Source organism: Providencia sp. PROV150 (assembly GCF_028481025.1).
Classification (GTDB): Bacteria; Pseudomonadota; Gammaproteobacteria; order Enterobacterales; family Enterobacteriaceae; genus Providencia; species Providencia hangzhouensis.
The window spans coordinates 58,467-77,600 of sequence record NZ_JAMPPJ010000024.1; the positions used below are offsets into that span (position 1 = coordinate 58,467).

Below are 19,134 nucleotides of genomic sequence, written 5' to 3' on the forward strand. Positions count from 1 at the left end.
GAAGTATGCTTAATTTGCAGACGTTTAAAGCCGCTGCGGTACAAGCCGCTCCGGTGTTTCTCGATACCAATGCTACGGTAGATAAAGTTTGTCGTTTAATTGAAGAGGCGGCGGATAACGGAGCGAAATTGGTTGCATTTCCAGAGGTTTTTATTTCTGGTTACCCTTATTGGAGTTGGGTGATGAACCCGATAGATGGCAGTCCATGGTTTGAAAAACTGTGCAAATCTGCCATTGAAGTCCCAGGGCCTGAAATACAAAAAATTGCTCAAGCTGCCGCACGCCACCACATCAATGTTGTAATTGGTGTGAATGAGCGGAACCCTAATGGAATCGCTACGTTATATAATACATTAGTGACGATTTCTGATGAAGGAAGAATTCTGGGGCGCCATCGTAAATTAGTCCCAACATGGGCAGAAAAACTGACGTGGGCAAATGGAGATGCCTCTTCACTAAAAGTTCATCAAACCAGTATTGGGCCTCTTGGGGCGTTGGCCTGTGGGGAAAACACCAATACATTGGCGCGTTTTGCTCTATTGGCGCAAGGCGAGTTAGTCCATATTGCGAGCTATATCGCCTTACCCGTTGCACCAAAAGACTATGACATGGCCGAAGCGATTCGTTTACGCGCATCTGCCCACTGTTTCGAAGGCAAAGTTTTTACGATTGTTTCCTGTTCGACAGTGTCAGAAGAGATTATGGATGCAATGTCTGCAACTCACCCAGAAGCACGTGAGTTACTGGCTCGGCCAAATAGCGCTTTCTCAGGAGTTATCGGGCCTGATGGACGAGTTGTAGGCGAACCATTGGTTGACAAAGAAGGGATTGTTTACGGTGAAATTGATTTAAATCGCTGTATTCAACCACGACAAATGCATGATATTACAGGGCATTATAACCGTTTTGATATCTTTGATTTACAGGTGAACCGCCGGCCATTAACGGCAGCACGTTTTCACGGTAATGGGCAAGAAGATGAAGCTTTAAATGTATTTCCAGAATCAGGTGAGTCATTTGGGGAGAGGGAGATATGAGTTTAGCACGTACATATCGTATTGGGCAGATTGTCCCGTCATCAAATACCACGATGGAAACAGAAATTCCGGCTATATTACGGGCAAGAGAAGCTCTGTTTGCGGAGCGCTTTACCTTTCATTCAAGCCGTATGCGTATGCAAAAAGTTACCAAAGAGGAGCTGGCAAAAATGGACTCCGATAGTGACCGCTGCGCTATTGAATTGTCAGATGCTGCGGTTGATGTGCTGGGATATGCCTGTTTAGTTGCGATTATGAGCATGGGGAAAGGTTATCATCGCATTTCAGAAAAACGTTTGTTTCAACGTACGGTAGATAACGGTCATCCAGCACCTGTAGTGACTAGCGCTGGGGCATTAGTTGACGGCTTACATGTAATGGGCGCTAAAAAAGTGTCTATTTTAACGCCTTATATGAAGCCGTTGACGCAGTTAGTGATTGATTATATCGAAAGTGAAGGCATTGAAGTGGTAGATAGTATTTCATTGGAAATTCCAGATAATTTAGATGTGGGCCGACAAAACCCATTAGCACCAGTGGAAATTACGAAAAAACTCAATACCCAAGTAGATGCAATTGTGGCTTCTGCATGTGTGCAAATGCCTTCGCTACCCTCAATACAATTAATTGAAGACCGAGTTGGTTTACCTGTACTGTCTTCTTCGGTGGCGACGACCTATATGATGTTAAAAAAGTTGGGTTTAGAAACTCGTGTTGATGGGTTTGGTTCATTGCTAAGTGGAAAGTTTTAGCTGAATTATCGCCGACTTCTGCTACTCTTGAGGGGTTGTAATCAAATGCAATAATTCAAGATGTTATCAAGGGGAGCGAATGGCAAACTCAAAGGTTTTTGTTGATAATTATTTGCCTGCCCTATTGGGGCAGGCTTGGATGTTGGTTTCATCTGAGTTTCATGCCATTGTTGAAGAAAAAGGTTTGTCAATATTAGAGTGGAGAGTGTTATCCACACTAGCAGGTAATGGCTCGATGGGGATTACAGAGCTCTCACAAAAAACAGTCAGTAAACAACCGACAATTACTCGCGTACTACAACGGCTAGAACAGCAAGGGCACGTGGTTCGCCACAGTAACCATAATGGTAGTGATAAGCGCATAACACTTGTCAGTGTGACATCAAGTGGAATGTCACTAGTTGATGGTTTACTTATTGCAGCTCAGCAACACGAAGAAGTTGTTTTAGCTCCCTTGGGGCTACGTAAAAGTAAGATTCTTAAGCAAGTGCTACAAGAATTAATTGAGCGGCATAGTATAGAAAACACCAATACTGCAGATAAAAGCAATTCCGATAAAAATAATGAAAAAAAGCTAAAAAGAAAAAAATCAGGTAGCCTAAATTTATCTAAAGAAACAACAAAATAGTCGATTAATGATGGTTTAGTTCTATTTTTGATGGCAATACATAACTTATTATTGATATTGCGTTTAAATATTTATTTATCAAATAGATAAATAAGTTTCTTATGGGGCATTTAAGTCAGTGGTAATTTTTGCAACCTGATGATAGATAGGCTATTTCTTAATTTTATTATTTTTGTATCGATTGATTAATTGCCACTTTACATTGATTCATTTTATCTATTTACTTCATAACTGATAATTAATGATTAGCTAAACATGGAGCAATCAATGTCAGTAGTGACACTTGTACTCGTTTTTTTATTAGCCGTTGTTGTGAGCGTTTTTGTTTCACGACTGCTCAAAGATATTATTCCATTACCCCTGATCCAGATAGCACTAGGGGCTGGCTTGTCTTTATACGGTTTTACAGTTGAATTTGAACCTCATCTATTTCTATTTTTATTTATTCCTCCTTTATTATTCCTTGATGGATGGCGTATTCCTAAAGAAGCCTTATTTCAAGAAATTAAACCGATCATGTCGCTAGCCATAGGTTTAGTGGTTGTAACAGTGATTGGTATGGGCTTCTTTATACATTGGTTAATCCCAGCCATTTCTTTAGCTGTTGCCTTTGCGTTAGCGGCCATTTTATCGCCAACGGATCCCGTTTCCGTGTCTGCCATGACTGTCAATTCCCCATTGCCATCTCGAATGGCGCATATTTTGGAAGGGGAGTCATTGTTGAATGATGCAACGGGTCTGGTGTGCTTTAGTTTTGCAGTGGTCGCTGCGTTAACAGGTACATTTTCCCTTGCTTCAGCGGCTGGGCAATTTGTATTAGTGGCATTTGGCGGAATTTTAATTGGTTTGCTGGTGGCTTGGGCAATTGGCTGGTTAAACCAACTGCTCGTTAAGCGTACTGGGGAAGAACCTGCAATTCAAATTATGATCAGCTTACTGATGCCATTTACGGCTTATTTATTAGCTGAACATTTGCATGTTTCCGGTATTTTAGCGGCAGTAGTTGCCGGTATTGCCATGCACTATGAAAAAATTGCAGGTCGCATGCAAGCTGCTACACGTATGCAAAGTAAAGCGGTGTGGGATACGGTACAAACTGCGTTGAACGGGATGATTTTCATTTTGTTAGGCGAACAGTTACCGGGTATGTGGACAAATATGCCTGCTGTAGCAGAGGCCGCGGGTGCGAGCCATCCTTGGATGCTGTTTGTTTATGTGGCAATTATTACTGTGGCATTGGCAGTTTTACGGTTTAGCTGGGTGTGGATCTCGATGACTTTAACCGTCTTCCATAAACGCCGTCGCGGTAAAGAAGCGGATGTTATGCATATTCGTATGATGGCAGTAATGGCGACAGCAGGTGTGCGCGGAGCGATCACGTTAGCGGGTATTTTAACGTTACCTTTATTGATGCCAGATGGTTCATTATTCCCGAATCGTGACGTGGCTATTTTCTTAGCGATGGGGGTGATTTTATGCTCACTATTGATTGCCAGTATCGCACTGCCTATTTTAACGAAAGGGTTAGTACAAGACTTACCTTATGATAATGACGAAATTCGAGCGCGTTTAGCTTTAAATGAAGCCGCGATGGCACATTTACGTGAATTAATGAACCACCCATCGGATGATATGGATGAAATTGCTATGCGTACTGAAGTTGGGGCGCAACTATTAGAAATTTATGGCAGACGACTCGATAATTCGGATGAAACTGAGTCAGATGTCTATGATTTACATAAGATGATTAATATGGAACGCGAAATGTCTAAGTCGGCGTTAAAAGCGAAACGCGACGCGTTATATCAAATGCGTAAAAGTAAAAATATCAATGAAAGGGTGTATCACCGTTTACGTGATGAACTTGATTTAAAAGAAGAGACTCTGAATCACCATAAAAATGGTAAACATTAATTAGCGAAAACAAACGACCTGAATTTATTCAGGTCTTTTGTTATTGTAATTCAACTGAATTTGACGGCTTGTATTGAGTTCTGATAGGTTGGTTACAATTCAATTTAGGAAATTTATATGTCACAGGTTGTAGCAAGCTTAAGCATTATTATTACCATCACATAGTGGTGGGGATAAGCTACATCCTAAACCCGCCAGATAAGGCGGGTTTTTTGTCCTTATCTGGTTAATTATTCAGTAAGGAACTATTTATGAATTTAACAGAAGCATCTCCATTATTAAAAAAACAACCTCGTTTGCATTTTCTTTGTGGGAAAATTGCCTCTGGGAAATCGACATTAGCGAAACAACTGGCTAACCTCCCTCGTACTATTTTGCTCTGTGAAGATGAATGGCTTGCCGCTCTTTATCCTAATGAAATTACTGAATTGGCTCACTATGTCGAAAAAAGTGCTTTAGTAAAACAGGTATTGGAAGGCCATATTAGGCAATTGATACAGGCTGGGAATAATATCGTGATGGATTTTCCCGCCAACACACCAATACAGCGTCAATGGTTAATGTCTTTGGCGCAATCATCTGATGTATCTTATGTATTTCATGTATTGCAGGTAAGTAATGATGAGTGTAAGGCAAGGCTTGCTGCTCGTAATTTAGCAGGGGAAAACCCATTTCAAACATCTGAAACGCAGTTTGATTTAATTACGGCACATTTTTCTTATCCAACAAGTAGCGAGCGGTTAATCTGTAAATTTTATCCATAAAGGTAACATACCTGAGTAATAAACTTATGGAGGAGACTTATTACTCAGATTTATGGTCACTTAGGTCGATACATTTTGAGGTTTTGCTGCTGTTCAATCCAATAGTAATCAGCTGGCCCTCCAGCACGCAATAGTGGTTTCTGGCTAGCACAATCATATAAGCCATTATTCAAGGCTGATTCATCAATATGCACCATGACGACTTCTCCCATCACCATCCAAGTATCCAATAGTTGCCCATCCGCCCGTTTAAGTTGCTGATATTGTGTGACAACACATTCCATTGAAACGGGTGTTTGAGCGATACGAGGCGGTGAAACGAGTGTTGAAGGGAGGGGGGATAGCCCCGTTAATGCAAATTCGCTTTCACCATGTGCGAGTGTGGCACTACTCATATTTACGTGTTCACCGAGTGAAAGCGTAGCAAGGTTATAAACAAACTCCCCTGTTTCGATGGCATTAGTTACTGAATCTTTTTTACCAACACTCGAAAAGGCCAATATAGGTGGTGAATAATTGAAAATATTGAAAAAACTATAAGGAGCTAGATTGGTTCTACCTTTACTATCACAGGTTGATATCCAACCAATAGGTCTAGGACCAATGAGTGATGGGATAGGGTCATGGGGTAGCCCGTGACCCTGCTGTGGTTGGTAACTATAAAACTTTGCTATCATTTTGGAGTCCTTTTTAACATTACTTTAACGGATATTTGAACAAGGTGTTAGGTATTTAAATAATAAATGCTATTAATGCATAAAGAATGCAGTAAGTGGATATTTTATTTTTAATTTTTCTTATATTAACGTTTGAGGATGTAACTTAATATAATAATATTAAATTAAATAGTAATTGATGATTATCTTTATTTTATTTATGAGTTTTAGTATTGACTTTATTGCTTAACTCTATTTTTGTGTAAATCCAGTGGATTGATTTATTTTAATTAGAAGCTTTAATTTATTCTTTTAATTTCGTTATTTTCTGCATGTTAATATTTTTATATTTAATTAATCCGCCTTGCTATTATCTTGATTTATTTGTTTTTAACCTTTTGATTTTTAATATTTATTGTGTGTTCATCTAAGTTATATTACATGGGTTATATAATTTAATAGGAAATAGCTATCAAATTATATAAGTTCGATCGATACAAACGTATTTACAGAATTAATTAATAAACCTATATTTAAATTAAATTATTCTTTATTTTTATTAGATGTAAAAACAAACTGATTCTTAAGTTCGTAACGAGTCATTTAAAATTTCAAATGGGAGTTTTATTCATTGGAATTAATATGATAAAAACAAATGCGTTATTACGTCGGGATGTTGGGTTATTTTTAAGACAAGCCAGAATTGATAAATCATTAACAGGGTACCAACTAGCTAAAATACTAAAAATAAGTCAACAACAGGTTTCTCGTTATGAAAGAGGGGAAACCGGTATTAATGTTGAAGTATTGAATACTCTTTTGGGCGTATTAGAAAGAAATTGGCTAGAATTTTTTTTCAAAGTCCTAGTGAATCATTCGAATGAAATTGCAGATATAAGAATACAAAATGAATTTTTTAATCTCATCGAAAGATCACTTTTCTACTATTATGGGGAATCAAAAAAAAGATAATTTTCAATTGGGTATGTGGTTGGAGTAAAAAATCACTCATATGGTGATGCTTAGTTTTATGTCCTCTTTAATTGAATTAAATATCGAAATTAGATTTACGCTATTGAATATTTAATGGCGTATTTATTGTAGTTTAATTTTTTAATTGAAAGGAAAAATATATGCAATTTACCAAATTAAATATTGCACCCTATTTATCAAAATCATCTCGGTTATTTATTTTTACTGCATTAATAGCTGGTATTTTTTCAACAAATTCTGCTGCCGACAACACAGGTACAGTTGATTTCGAAGGTGTCGTTGTTAGTACTCCTTGTAATATAGCGCAATCCTCACTAAAGCAAGTTATTGATTTTGGACAATTATCTCGTCGAGCATTGGAAAATGGTCGCGTGGCTGAGGTGAAATTTAATATTGAATTTACTGGGTGTGATTTCACTGACTTTGATATTGATACAGCTGGAAAACCTATTGCTGTTAAATCAATGGAATTAGTGTTTACAGGGCAAAGCTATGCGGATGCAGCAAATACTTTACTTTCTACTTCTGCGGGTAATACCAACAATGTAGGAATTGGTATTGATGGATTTGAGTTTGGAAAAGCTAAAGATGTGCTTTCACGTATCATCAATAAAAAAGGAGATAACGTATTATCTTTCAAAGCGTTAGCAAAAGCTGTTGATACAACGAAAAGTGTATCGGAAGGTAAGTTCAGCGCAGTAACAAACTTTCGTATTACCTATCAATAACTAAATGGTTTAACCGCCAGAATTGACTGGTGGTTAAATATTGATTCGCTAGAGGGGGGGGCATGGTTAGTTATCAAAGGGTTATGAATATAATAGTCTTGTCGATAATGCTTATTTTTAGTATTCACTCATATGCAGACCCCAAAATTATTAAGCCCTACAACGTCAATGCAAGAACATTACTTAAAGGCAGTGTTATCGATGCGCCGTGTTCAATAACGTTGAAAAATCGCTATCAAACTATTGATTTTTCTTCTTTGGCTCTCGCTTTTTTGTCAAATAGCTTGCAAAGAGAAATGCATGATCAGCCTTTTATTATCGAGCTACAAGATTGTGGTAGTGCTTATTCAACCATTGACCTAAAAACATGGAAAATACGCTTTGTCGGCCAACGTGCGCAATATATTGATGCTTTTACGCTACAAGGTGCTTCCGAAGGGCTAGGCGTATCGGTATTAGACAATTCAAAAATACGATTACAGCCTAATAAGGTTTATTCATTATCTGACAATGTGTTGTATCAAGATAAATCAGGATACAGCCTTTTCCTTCGCTATTTCTTACGTTTGGAATTAACCGGACAGCCGATTCAAGCGGGCCGTTATTACGGGCTGATCCGCTTTTTCATCGATTACCAATAACACGCACGAAGAATATGTTTTTATGAGCTTCATTTTGAAGATGAACTCTTATTGCATTTAATCTGGTATAGCTAGGATGGTATAGAGCATGGTGTTCAAAACTAACGAAAAATTGAAGCTAGCTTGGCTCATTGCTTTTCTGTTACCGAGTTTTATAGGATGGAAAGCATTTGCAACTGAATTTAATACAGATGTTTTAGATGCAGATGATATGCAAAATATTGATATGAGCCAGTTTTCGGTAGCAGGGTATACGCTACCGGGGGATTATGTTTTTACTCTCTTTGTTAATGGGCAACGTTTAGGGGCACCCCGCAATATCTCCGTTTATGAAAATAAGCCTATTGCAGGCGAATCAACCCAAGCGACACAAACTATTTGTATTCCTCCTGATATCCTTGAGTTAATTGGGTTAAAGCGTTCTGCGATGGAGAAAGTGACACTTTCTCATAGTGGAAAATGCCTCGATTTTTCTGCGCTATCAGGCGTTCAAACAGCCATAGAGCTCAGCACCTTATCGCTGAAAATGACTATTCCGCAAATATGGATGGAATATCGCGACCCTTACTGGGTTCCTGCTAATTTATGGGAAGAAGGAATAGGTGGCGCATTTATTGATTACAATGCGAATATTTCTGCAACCAAGGAAACGAATAGTAATCGGCAAATCTATTTATCAAGTAATGGAATCACAGGGGTAAATTGGGGGGCTTGGCGCCTACGTGGTGATTACAGTACATCTTATCAGAAGCAACGGGGGGATTATCCTCAAGAAAAACATAACTTTGATTTTACTCGTCTTTATGCATTTACTTCATTGAAAGATAGTGCCTCAATCTTTACGTTGGGAGAAAATTATTTTTATTCGGATATCTTTGAATCTTGGCAATATACTGGTTTTTCTTTAGAAAGTGATGACCGCATGCTACCGCCTAAATTAGTGGGGTATGCACCTGAAATTATTGGTGTTGCAAATACTAATGCGATTGTAATTGTTCGCAGCCAAGAACGCATTATTTCTGAAACGGCAGTGCCTCCTGGACCATTTCGTATTCAAACACTTGATAGTGGGATCCGTGGTGTATTAGATGTGACTGTACGTGAAGAAAATGGGGAGGAGAGCAAGTTTAGTCTTAGTACAGCCTCGTTACCTTATTTAACACGTCCCGGACGCGTTATTTATAAAGTCGCAATGGGAAAGACGCGTTATGACAATCGGCATTTGACAGGTGAGCCTGTTGTAAGTGGTGAATTATCATATGGTGTTTCAAATGCATGGTCATTATATGGAGGAACTCAACTTAATGGTTATTACCAAAGTGCAGCATTAGGGATCGGACGGGATCTTTTTTCAATAGGCGCGGTTTCTTTTGATATCACACAATCTTTTGCCGATTTTTCAGATAAAAGACGCCAAGGCCGCTCTTATCGCGTTAATTACGCAAAATCTTTCGATGAGCTACGTACAGATATTACCTTTGCAGGCTACCGTTTTGCCGACAAAGAATACCGAACACTAACGCAATTTATGGATGAAGAGAGAATAGGTTATGGTACTCAGGCAGCAAAAGAAAATTATCAATTATATTTAAATAAATATTTTGATGATTTTAATATTTCTCTTAATTATCAATATAGTACTTATTGGCAGCACGATTCACAAACGCAATACGGTTTATACATTAATGCGCCTTTAAATTTTCCTCTTCTGTCCCAGAATGCCGCAAATTTATCATTATCAGCAACTCGTACTGAACGGGACAATGGCAATGAAGAAGATGCAATTAATCTCTATCTCACAGTACCATTATTCCGCGGTCATAGCATCACATTTTCTGAACTCTACTCACGGTCAGCGGGTAATAATCAATTTAATCATCAGGTTGGCTATAGTGGTTATGGGGAACAAGATAATTACAATATCAATGTTGGTTATAACCACGGCCAACATATTGATAATCAAGTGAGTTTGAGTGGCTTTTATTCACGAGATATCTCTCAAGCAAGTACATCTATAAATGCGAGCTATGTGCCTGATCAATACCACAGCATTGGCGGGTCAATCAATGGTGGGCTCACATTAACCTCGAAAGGGGCGGCACTGCACCGCTCAGCGCATGGTGATACACGACTTATGGTTGAAACCCCCGACGTGAGCGGTATTCCTCTCGATAATGGGGTGATTAAAACCAATGCATTTGGGTTGGCTGTTATTCCCAATGTGAATAGTTATCGAAAATCAACTGCTTCAATTAATACCAGCCAGTTACCCGATGATATCGAAAGCCTCGATCCCTCGACAGATATTACGTTAACCAAAGGTGCCATAGGCTATCGCAGCTTATCGGTGATGAAGGGGCATAAATTATTTGTTGTTTTTGCTTTGTCAGATGGAAAGCACCCACCTTTTGGCGCCAGTGTACGTAATAAAAATAACCAAGAAGTAGGGCTAGTGGGTGAAGGCGGTGTGACGTGGCTAGTGGGGGTATCACCTCAAGAAAAGTTGTCGTTGTATTGGAATAACCAGCCACAGTGCGAGTTATCTCTACCTGAAAAATTAAATGAGCTTACGGATTTGTTGTTGCTGCCATGTTCTTCAGCCAAAGCGGTCCGTTCAGTTTATTCATCATCAAGTAAATGATTGTGAGGCTAATTATGTGGAAGTTAGATATTTGTTATCAATGGATTGTGAGAGTACTGCTTGTCATACCTATATTATCATTTAATACCTACGCAGCAGTGACCCTGGATCGAACTCGGATTATTTTTCCTGGGGATGTGAAATCGATTAATATCAAGATAACTAATGATAACCCAGAAGAGGCGTATCTCGCACAAAGTTGGATTGAAGACCAACAAGGTAAGAAGCTAACAAAAGGAGCGTTATTGGCTACGCCGCCACTACAACGCGTAGAGCCGAATAGCCAAAGCTTAGTTCGCTTGAGTCTGACGCCTTTATTTAGTCAGTTACCGCAAGATAGGGAATCCGTATTTTATTTTAATTTGCGAGAAGTCCCGCCTAAATCTCATGATGCGAATACCTTACAAATTGCTTTGCAATCGCGAGTGAAGCTTTTTTATCGACCTCCGTCCATTTTAGCCAAGTCAGAAACAAACTGGGCACATAAGGTCACATTAATGAAAACGAATAAAGGGTATCAGCTCAATAATTCAACGCCTTTCAATTTGACGGTTATTGGCTTAGGTAATAACCAAAAACAGTCGGAACAAAGCCAATTTGAAGTGGTGATGGTGCCGCCTAAATCGACTCAAGAGTTTATTTCCCAGCCACTAACAAGACCTCATTTAACCTATATCAACGATTATGGCGGAAAACCGACTTTGGCTTTTCATTGCCAACAAGACGTTTGCACAGTGGTGGATGAACGTTAGTTAGCTGAGGGGGATATATGCCTAGCATCAATAATAGAAGGAGTAATGCATTGATAAAACATATGCTTATCGGTCTATTTTTCATCAGTGGCATGATAGGAGTGATGGCTTCAGCGAACGGACTTTTAAATCATACTGCGGTGAATGAATCACATTATGAAGATTTAAATAGTGGATGGTTAGAAGTGAGCGCTCGATTATTCAATTCGCCTTGCCACTTAAAACTATCAACCTCAGCGGTGATGTTGACTCAATGTGGCGCAGGCGGTGCATTTTCTGCGGATAAAACGCAAACAACGCCCGCACAAATACGCTTCTATGATGTGCAGAATGGAAATGTTACGGCCATAGAGAAAATGAATTTATTAAACGGTAATAATTTTATTCACCCACCTGTTTCAATGCATAAATCGAATTTATTACGGTTGGAGGTGGTTTATGAGTAAGGCAATTTTACTTTTAATCCTTGTACTTCCTATCTTTGGTTGGAGTAAGGAAAGCCTAGATGTGGAATTTAGCGGCATTTTAGTCAACAAAACCTGTCAGTTAGCGGCTGATTCCATCAATAAGCGGGTAAAAATTGAAAATATACGTTTGAAGTCGATTAATGACAACATTCCTAGTGATATTACACCATTTTTTATCACGATTGAAAAATGCAGCCAAGCCGACCTTAATAAGATGATTAAGATTACCTGGAAAAGCCCAAAACAAGTCACTGTAGAGGGAGGGAATTACCTTGGAACGGATGGAAGTAGTGGTGTACTGCTTGGTGTAGTTGATAAGCAAGGCGCACTTGTTACTTGGGATAAATCGATTGAGGTAACACCTGTTACGGTTACGGATGGGAGTCAACAATTGGAATTTGGTGTATTTGTGCGTAAAAATCCGTTGAATGAAGCAAAAAAAGGGGTTTTCTCAAGCTCAGCGACTTTTTCATTGGAGTATGAGTAATGAATACGATCAATTGGTTATCTAAATTTGTTTTGTGTTTTTTATTCCTCCCATTTATGTCTAAGTCGGATGTTTTAATCGATGTGAGTGCGACGTTAGTCGACCCAGCCTGCCACCTGCGTAGCGAAGATAACAGTACACCGTTAAAAATCAATTTTGGGGTGATTAATCTACCGCATAACTCTGATGATATTTCCCAATCCCATACATTTCCATTGTATTTAACTGGCTGTAATTGGAATAAATCACTCGGTATTATGATTAACCCCAAAAATAGTAACACTATGGTTTATCAAGGAAAAAGTATTTTATCCACTAGTACTGATGGCTTTGGCATTAATATCAATAATATAACTGGTGGTGTGGCTCATCCACTTGAAGTTAATCAAATTCAACAAATATTTCCAGAACAAATAGATGCCACTTTACAGCGAATTATTTTACAAGCTGAGCTAGTCAATACCCTACCAGCGAGCCAACTCCGTGCTGGAAAATTTAGTGCTATTGCCATGATTTCGGTCACTTACTATTAAGGCGGTAATATCGGTTATGTCTAATTTTCAAATCCTGTTTCAGGCGGTTTCTAGCTCTATGGTGAAAATACCATTTCCCTTATTTTTTAAGGGAGAGTTTTTTAAACAACCATCTAGCTTATTAATGTATTTTCTGGTGGCCATTCTTAGTTTGTATGGAATGAATGCTCATGCAGATTATGCATCTCGAATACAAAATTCCAATTCAGGTTATTCAATTCGGATCGATAGTAATAGTGTTATTGAACCCGTTGCACGAGTTGGTTCTGATGGCAAAAATTATTATCGTGTAGGAAACCCTATTGTTATTGATGGTAATAGTGCTCAAGTGAGTGTGTCTGGCTTGGTTGATTGTGTTGGGAGACGATGGGGGAGCAGCAATACAAGAATTCATTCATCACAGGCATTTCATCGTTTGTTTATGTATGTAGCTTCTGCGGGAGTCACGATTGATGGAAAAACAGCCTACCGGATCAATAACAATTTAGTGATGACGGTGGAAACTCCAATAATGAATTGGATAAATATTGATGCAGGAATGTGCTCATATGCTTATGTGGGGCTTGTTAGGGCTGCCCAAGAGTTTACCAGTCAATTTCCAGTTACTATTACATTTTTTATTAATGAGCAAATTATTGATGGAAAACTGGTTATTCCTGCAATGGATTTAGCGGGCTATGTTCGCGCTTTTACTGAGCCTAAAGCAGTGCCACCCTTTGATAGCTGGCCTTTATCTGACTCAACAGTGCCAATGCGTCTTGCCGCTTCTCAGTTAAATGTGAAAGCAATGTGCTCCACGCAAACGAGCTCTGGGCAGGCTAGCACAGTCAATTTGCGACACGGTCAATTAAGTAGTATTCATTACGATAGCTTGGTGACGGAAAGTATCAGATACACGTGCAAATTTGCTGCCTTAACGAAGGTAAGGTTACGGTTAGACTATGTGACAGATGGCGACCCACAAAAGCGCTTGCCAATGAAAGATGCTTCAAATAGAACGATTTACAGTAAGTTAGACATTGTGGATGAACAAACCGGCGCGACAGGTACAGATATTCGTGTGGGAATTCATTCAAATCGCACTATTTATATTCGTAGTCGTATTCAAGGAAATAATGCAGACGCAGGAAGTTATCAAGGGTCTGCATGGTTAATTGCCACATTTGACTAAATTGAATTTTTGAATGGTTAGGTGTTATCCACTAATTCTCTGAATAAAACTGGATGGACTTTGCCCTAACCATTTTTTAAACATGGTCGAAAAAGACCCAACGCTGCTGTAGCCTAAATCAAATGCGACCTCAGTAATGGATTTACCTGCAGAAATATGGGTAATCGCACTTAATAAGCAAGCTTGCTGCCGCCAGTCAGAGAAAGATAACCCCGTTTGAGCACCAAAAAAACGGCTAAATGAGCGCTCACTTTTATGTAGTTTTGCCGCCCACTCCTGTGGTAATGAGGTGATTTGTGGCGCTTTTAGGAATTCCCGACACAACTGGGCTAAATGTTCATCTCGTGGGATGGGGGCGTAGAAAGGCAGGGGCTCTGCTTGTGCAATTTCATACAAAATCAATTGGTACATCACACCATCACGACCATTTAAATCATATTCAATTGGGGTATCAACTGCTTCAAGCAATAGCTGACGAAGTAAGGGGGAAACCCTGAGTACTTCGCATTTGTTTCCCCTACGTGGAGCGGCTTTGGGCTCAATGTATAAGCTACGCGTACTGACATTCAACATGCGCGTTTCATGAGGTGTATTACAGGGGATCCAAACACCACTATCAGGCGGTATGACCCACTCGCCATCTGCGGTACTCACTTCAATCAAGCCTGTCGCACCATATAGAAACTGGGCACGGCGGTGAACGTGAGAATCAAGCAGCACGTTTGGTAAATAGTCTGTTCCGATAGCTAAAACATCACGCGGAGTTGCATCGACAGTTTTCAGAGGAATATTTCGCATAGGAATTTTTCTTGGCTGAGATTCAAAAGTTATCATATATTTTCTGAATATAGGCAATTTTTATTGATATAACCACATGTTTTTCATGGTTGGCTGGAATTCCAATGTGTTTGGCGGTTTTTCGAAAGTTGGTAAACAGGGAAATGTTTACCCTATCGCGGCAACCTAATGTATGCCAGAGGTAGAGTTATCATGGAAAATTATTACGATCAGGCGGGTAGTGAGAGTCTGATTGAACCCCTAACCCGTCGTCGGTTTATTCAAGGCAGCTCTGCGCTCATGGCTGTCCCATTTATTGCGACAAATACTGTTGCATCGACAGCAGAAAACCCGAATATCATCCCAACCACAACGCTGCAAAATGAAGGTGAGCGAGTGGTCTCCACCTGCAGTAGTTTTGACTGTGGTGGCAAATGTGATATTCGAGCACACGTTAAAGAAGGCGTGGTGACACGAATTAGTACCCGTCCAGATGCCGATTTAGACGAAGAGATGCCAATCATGCGTGCTTGCGTGCGTGGCCGCAGTTACCGGAAGTTCGTTTATCACCCAAATCGCCTGAAATACCCAATGAAAAGAGTGGGCAAACGTGGAGAAGGGCGCTTTGAGCGAATTAGCTGGGAAGAAGCGACAACCTTGATTGCTGACAACATGCAGCGTATCAACGCCCAATATGGCCCTGCATCGCGCTTTGTTAGTCTCAGTACTGGGGTGACTGGGGGAATTTTCTCCGGTGCCAATATGTTGCGTCGGTTGTTTAATATCACGGGTGGTTTTTTAGAAAATTACCACTCAGTGAGCAATGGCAATACCATGGCGGTTACGCCTTATACCTATGGCACGTCAGCAAGTGGTAGCACGCTAGACACATTAGAAAATACGCCATTGGTGATCTTGTGGGGACATAACCCGAACGAAACCATTTTTGGTCACACGAATCATTATTTCCAAAAAATGAAAAAAAATGGCACTAAATTTATTGTTGTCGACCCACGTTACTCGGATACCGCGTCGTCATTAGCGGATCAGTGGATCCCCATTTTGCCGACAACAGATAATGCGATGATGGATGCCATGATGTATGTGATCATCAGCGAAGGCCTGCATGATCAATCTTTTATCGACAAATTCACTATTGGTTTTGATGAGCACCAGATGCCCGACGGCATCCCTGAAAATGAGTCATTAGTGGCATATTTAATGGGGAAAAAAGATGGTGTGGTGAAAACTCCTGAATGGGCAGAACCTATCACCAAAGTCCCCGCTGATACCATTCGTCAACTGGCTCGCGAATATGCCAATACAAAACCGGCGGCCTTAATGCAAGGTTGGGGGCCTCAACGTCACATCTGTGGTGAACGTTCCGCCAGAGGGGCCACTCTGTTAGCCACAATTACCGGAAATGTAGGCGTAAAAGGGGGCTGGGCTGCGGGCTATGGCATGGCTGTGACCCCTGATTTACGTAAAACGTTAGCGGGCCCGAGCCTATTTGAAAACCCAGTTAAAGCGAAAATCAATATCACCAATTGGGTGCAAGCTTGTGAAGATAAAGCATTAGTTACGCCAGATAACGGTTTAAAAAACGCGGAAAAACTCGATACGGAAATCAAAATGATTTTTTCGTTAGCGGGTAACTATATGACTAACCAGAACCCCGATATTTTGCATGCTGCTAAAGTTCTGGAAGATGAAAGTAAAGTTGAGTTTATCGTTTACAGTGACTTATACATGACACCCAGCGCCAAGTATGCCGATATTTTATTGCCTGAAACCAGCTTCTTAGAACGTTGGAATGTGGGGGGAACATGGGGAACGGGCAACTACATTATTTTATCGGAAAAAGTGATTGAACCTGAGTTTGAGCGCCGTAGTGACTATGAATGGCTGCGAGAGGTAGCTGAAAAACTCGGCGTTGGTGAGAAATTCAGTGAAGGGCGTACAGAAAAACAGTGGATCGAGCATTTAGTCAATGATGCCCATCAGAAACGCGCTGAAGATGGCATTCCAACTTTTGATGAGCTGCTGGTTAAACGTCGTCATTTGTTAAAGCACAAACCCCATGTTGGCCATGTCGCTTTTGAGAAAAATATTAACGATATCGATAATAACCCATTTGAAACGCCATCTGGAAAAATTGAGATTTTCTCTCAGCGTCTTTATGAACGCAATGATGTGGATATCCCTGCGTTATCCCATTATGTGCCTGCCATTGAAGGGCCTGAAGATGAACTTGTTTCCCGATATCCATTGCAGTTGATTACTTGGAAAGGCCGTAACCGTGCCAATTCAACGCAATTTGCTAACCCGTGGCTACAAGAGGTACAGCGCCAAGAGTTGTGGATCAACCCCATTGATGCCAAAAAACGAAATATTACGGATGGAGAGCGCGTCAAAGTGAATAACGACCGCGGTATCACTATGGTGCCCGTCAAAATCACCCAGCGGATTATGCCCGGAGTGGTGGCTTTACAAGCAGGAGCATGGTGGCAACCTGATGAAAATGGCGTTGACCAAGGTGGTTGCGCTAACGTTTTAACATCAGCCCGTAGCACAGCAATGGCACATGGAAATGCTCATCAAACCTTATTGGTGGAGGTAAGCAAAGCATGAGTAAATTTCACGTTTATCCCGCTGTAAGCAGCAAACAGCTTGGTTTTTATATTGATTCTGCACGTTGCTCAGGTTGTAAAGCCTGTCAAGTTGCCTGTAAAGACAAAAATAATCTTGATGTGGGGCGCAAATATCGTCGCGTATACGAAGTCGCTGGCGGTGAGTTTATTGAAAATGGTACGGGAGGACTGGTGAATAACGTCTTTGCTTATACGTTATCCATTTCCTGCAACCACTGCGCCGACCCAATGTGTGTGAAAAACTGCCCGACAACGGCGATGCACAAGCGTGAAGGGGATGGCATCGTGATGGTCAATACAGACAAATGCGTGGGTTGTGGAACTTGCGCTTGGTCTTGCCCATATGGCGCACCGCAAATGAACCCTGAAACCAAGCAAATGTCGAAATGTGATTTTTGCATCGACCTGCAACTCAAAGGGGAGCAACCCGTCTGCGTCGCTACGTGCCCATTAGGGGCCATTCAGTTCGGCCCAATAGATGAACTCAGACAACGTTATGGCGAGCTGGCGGATGTCCGTGGGTTGCCAGACTCATCGATTACCCATCCCAATTTAGTGATCCACCCACATCTTGGGGCTGGTCGCACTCAAAACTCACAAGGAGAAGCCAAATGAATGAATGGCCATTATTGTTATTCACATTTTTAATGCAAACATCCATTGGGTTGAGTGTGATGTTAGCGCTTTTTGCGAAAAAATTATCAGCGGTTTTACCTCATAAAACGAATACACAATTTTTGCAGCAATACGTGTTTGTTGCCTGTGTATTTGCGGGGGTAGGTTTACTGTCTTCAATCACCCACTTAGGGGTTCCTTTGAATGCGCCTAATTCCTTGTTAAATATCTTTTCATCGTGGTTAAGCCGTGAAGTGGTTTTCACTGCAACCTATTTTACTTTTCTTGGGCTGACTTTTTTGTGGCTATGGTTCAAAAAGGAATTGTCGTTTCTGCTGCTTGGTTTGGCTATCATTGCTGGGTTATGTGATGTGTATGCCATGGCTTCAATTTATCGTTATACATCAATGTTAACGTGGATGAATGATAATACTTATTTGATGTTCTACGGCACGATGTTAACTGCGGGAGCTGCTGGGTATTATTTATTAATCAATTTGTTATTGCGCTTCCATGCAGGCTCGCCAGCGGCTCAAGTCTCAACGCGTGGGTTATGGGTGCTATGGGCGGTTATTGGCATTAGCTTATTAGCCCGTTTAGTTTATCAACCTGCCTATGAAAATTACTTAGTTAGCACGAGTTATCATAATGAATCGATTACATTTCCTATCGACTCTATTCATGCCTACCAAAGGATTTGGTCGCTGCGTATCACTAGCTGGGTAGTTGGAATACTGGCGGTGATTTTATTGGGATATGGATTATTTCGCCATATGCGACAGACTGCGAGTGGGGTTATGACTTCGAGCAGCAAAGGGTATTTAGTGGTGGGTTTTGCGGCTGCCATAATTGCTGAATTTATGCTGCGTTACTGTTTCTATACTATTCATCTGTAAATAAATAACAGTTTATCGCTTAGGAAATTAC

General features: G+C 40.5%; 19 protein-coding genes. 17 read left to right on the plus strand and 2 right to left on the minus strand.

Going from position 1 to position 19,134, the window contains the following annotated elements:
- Positions 1 to 5: 5 nt before the first annotated feature.
- From PSE83_RS15375 to PSE83_RS15395, 5 genes are all read left to right on the plus strand, one after another.
- On the plus strand, positions 6 to 1,037 hold the full coding sequence (locus PSE83_RS15375; protein ID WP_272660969.1) for a carbon-nitrogen hydrolase family protein: 1,032 nt from the start codon (positions 6 to 8) through the stop codon (positions 1,035 to 1,037).
- Complete coding sequence (locus PSE83_RS15380) at positions 1,034 to 1,789, plus strand: maleate cis-trans isomerase family protein (protein ID WP_004261087.1); 756 nt, start codon at positions 1,034 to 1,036, stop codon at positions 1,787 to 1,789. The genes PSE83_RS15375 and PSE83_RS15380 overlap by 4 nt, the downstream gene beginning before the upstream one ends.
- A gap of 79 nt (positions 1,790 to 1,868) precedes the next feature.
- A complete protein-coding gene (locus PSE83_RS15385) occupies positions 1,869 to 2,417 on the plus strand; it encodes a MarR family winged helix-turn-helix transcriptional regulator (protein ID WP_110592497.1) in 549 nt (182 codons plus the stop codon).
- Positions 2,418 to 2,684: 267 nt separating this feature from the next.
- Positions 2,685 to 4,331 carry a Na+/H+ antiporter gene (locus tag PSE83_RS15390; protein WP_036958339.1) on the plus strand — a complete coding sequence of 549 codons (1,647 nt, stop codon included), beginning with the start codon at positions 2,685 to 2,687 and terminating at the stop codon, positions 4,329 to 4,331.
- Between the two features lie 251 nt (positions 4,332 to 4,582).
- Positions 4,583 to 5,095 (plus strand): AAA family ATPase, encoded by a 513-nt coding sequence (locus tag PSE83_RS15395; protein ID WP_096864579.1) that lies wholly within the window; start codon positions 4,583 to 4,585, stop codon positions 5,093 to 5,095.
- Between the two features lie 56 nt (positions 5,096 to 5,151).
- Here PSE83_RS15395 and PSE83_RS15400 read toward each other — a convergent pair whose 3' ends face one another.
- Positions 5,152 to 5,772, minus strand: coding sequence for a flavin reductase family protein (locus PSE83_RS15400; RefSeq protein WP_112307398.1), 621 nt, complete (start codon positions 5,770 to 5,772; stop codon positions 5,152 to 5,154).
- Between the two features lie 621 nt (positions 5,773 to 6,393).
- On the opposite strand from PSE83_RS15400, the gene PSE83_RS15405 reads away from it, so the two are divergent.
- The 9 genes from PSE83_RS15405 (at position 6,394) to PSE83_RS15445 (ending at position 14,164) form a co-directional block, all read left to right on the plus strand.
- On the plus strand, positions 6,394 to 6,723 hold the full coding sequence (locus PSE83_RS15405) for a helix-turn-helix domain-containing protein (RefSeq protein WP_036958338.1): 330 nt from the start codon (positions 6,394 to 6,396) through the stop codon (positions 6,721 to 6,723).
- A gap of 161 nt (positions 6,724 to 6,884) precedes the next feature.
- Positions 6,885 to 7,472 (plus strand): fimbrial protein, encoded by a 588-nt coding sequence (locus PSE83_RS15410; RefSeq protein WP_004261070.1) that lies wholly within the window; start codon positions 6,885 to 6,887, stop codon positions 7,470 to 7,472.
- 62 nt (positions 7,473 to 7,534) lie between these two features.
- The gene (locus tag PSE83_RS15415; RefSeq protein ID WP_096864581.1) at positions 7,535 to 8,113 is read left to right on the plus strand and encodes a fimbrial protein; all 579 of its coding nucleotides are present in this window, start codon (positions 7,535 to 7,537) and stop codon (positions 8,111 to 8,113) included.
- 88 nt (positions 8,114 to 8,201) lie between these two features.
- On the plus strand, positions 8,202 to 10,754 hold the full coding sequence (locus PSE83_RS15420) for a fimbria/pilus outer membrane usher protein (protein ID WP_140172613.1): 2,553 nt from the start codon (positions 8,202 to 8,204) through the stop codon (positions 10,752 to 10,754).
- Positions 10,755 to 10,768: 14 nt separating this feature from the next.
- Complete coding sequence (locus tag PSE83_RS15425) at positions 10,769 to 11,506, plus strand: fimbrial biogenesis chaperone (RefSeq protein ID WP_232368717.1); 738 nt, start codon at positions 10,769 to 10,771, stop codon at positions 11,504 to 11,506.
- Between the two features lie 17 nt (positions 11,507 to 11,523).
- On the plus strand, positions 11,524 to 11,952 hold the full coding sequence (locus PSE83_RS15430; RefSeq protein ID WP_094961430.1) for a hypothetical protein: 429 nt from the start codon (positions 11,524 to 11,526) through the stop codon (positions 11,950 to 11,952).
- Positions 11,945 to 12,460: a fimbrial protein gene (locus PSE83_RS15435; protein WP_198633947.1), complete on the plus strand. Its 516-nt coding sequence runs from the start codon at positions 11,945 to 11,947 to the stop codon at positions 12,458 to 12,460. Before PSE83_RS15430 ends, PSE83_RS15435 begins: the two co-directional genes overlap by 8 nt.
- The gene (locus PSE83_RS15440; protein WP_198633946.1) at positions 12,460 to 12,993 is read left to right on the plus strand and encodes a fimbrial protein; all 534 of its coding nucleotides are present in this window, start codon (positions 12,460 to 12,462) and stop codon (positions 12,991 to 12,993) included. The genes PSE83_RS15435 and PSE83_RS15440 overlap by 1 nt, the downstream gene beginning before the upstream one ends.
- Positions 12,994 to 13,009: 16 nt before the next feature.
- The gene (locus tag PSE83_RS15445; RefSeq protein WP_272536728.1) at positions 13,010 to 14,164 is read left to right on the plus strand and encodes an adhesin; all 1,155 of its coding nucleotides are present in this window, start codon (positions 13,010 to 13,012) and stop codon (positions 14,162 to 14,164) included.
- A 24-nt stretch (positions 14,165 to 14,188) separates the two neighbouring features.
- Here the strand turns inward: PSE83_RS15445 and PSE83_RS15450 are convergent, their stop codons facing one another.
- Complete coding sequence (locus tag PSE83_RS15450; RefSeq protein ID WP_094961426.1) at positions 14,189 to 14,962, minus strand: AraC family transcriptional regulator; 774 nt, start codon at positions 14,960 to 14,962, stop codon at positions 14,189 to 14,191.
- 192 nt (positions 14,963 to 15,154) lie between these two features.
- On the opposite strand from PSE83_RS15450, the gene PSE83_RS15455 reads away from it, so the two are divergent.
- From PSE83_RS15455 to PSE83_RS15465, 3 genes are read left to right on the plus strand one after another with little or no spacing between them, the layout of a single operon-like run.
- Positions 15,155 to 17,572 carry a DMSO/selenate family reductase complex A subunit gene (locus PSE83_RS15455; RefSeq protein WP_272660970.1) on the plus strand — a complete coding sequence of 806 codons (2,418 nt, stop codon included), beginning with the start codon at positions 15,155 to 15,157 and terminating at the stop codon, positions 17,570 to 17,572.
- Positions 17,569 to 18,207, plus strand: a complete 639-nt coding sequence (locus tag PSE83_RS15460) for a DMSO/selenate family reductase complex B subunit (RefSeq protein WP_004261008.1) — start codon at positions 17,569 to 17,571, stop codon at positions 18,205 to 18,207. The genes PSE83_RS15455 and PSE83_RS15460 overlap by 4 nt, the downstream gene beginning before the upstream one ends.
- Positions 18,204 to 19,103: a dimethyl sulfoxide reductase anchor subunit family protein gene (locus tag PSE83_RS15465; protein WP_272660971.1), complete on the plus strand. Its 900-nt coding sequence runs from the start codon at positions 18,204 to 18,206 to the stop codon at positions 19,101 to 19,103. Before PSE83_RS15460 ends, PSE83_RS15465 begins: the two co-directional genes overlap by 4 nt.
- The last annotated feature ends 31 nt before the right edge of the window (positions 19,104 to 19,134 follow it).